1 protein-coding gene is annotated in these 795 nt (G+C 43.0%); it reads left to right on the top strand.

What is annotated here, in order from left to right:
* Window positions 1-198: 198 nt before the first annotated feature.
* The coding region (locus ACS8FD_RS19230) for a lyase family protein (RefSeq protein ID WP_439277037.1) at window positions 199-795 on the top strand (597 nt) is incomplete at its 3' end.

Genomic DNA, 795 nt, shown 5'->3' on the forward strand with positions numbered 1-795 from the left:
TACTTTAATACTCAGTATGGGACAACGCAATCAGATACTGTCAATACACCTTAAATATAAAGTTATATGAATAGACGGGTTTTTTACATTCACATTTCTGCTATATTACGCGCAACTATTTTTACCCCGTGCTTATATAGCAATTTTTAGTAGCTACACCTTTGCAATTTTTTATCTCATAACTATCGAGGCATCACTATGACTCCACTTACCGCACTCTCCCCAATCGACGGTCGTTACGCATCCAAAGCCGACAGCTTACGTCCTTATTTGTCTGAATTTGGCTTGATCAAAGCACGCGTCACCGTTGAGATTCGCTGGTTACAGTCATTGGCGGATAATAGCGCAATCGGTGAATTATCAGCATTTGATACAGATACCAATGCCTTTTTAAATAGCATTGTTGATGACTTTAGTGAAGCGGATGCACAAGCAATCAAAGACATCGAAGCAACGACCAATCACGATGTAAAAGCGGTTGAGTACTTTATCAAAGACAAATTTCGTGGTCAGGATGCCTTAATTGACTCACTTGAGTTCATTCACTTTGCCTGTACTAGTGAGGACATTAACAACTTATCGTACGCATTGATGCTAAAAGATAGCCGCGAGCTTGTGGTTGCAAAAATGCAGCAAGTGACCGACAGTATCGCCGACCTAGCCATTGCGCACGCCGATCAGCCAATGCTCTCACGTACTCACGGTCAAACTGCCAGCCCAACGACACTAGGTAAAGAGATGGCAAACGTGGCTTATCGCCTCGCCCGCCAAATCAAGCAAATTGGTCAGGTTGAG

The organism is Psychrobacter sp. 1U2 (assembly GCF_051847575.1).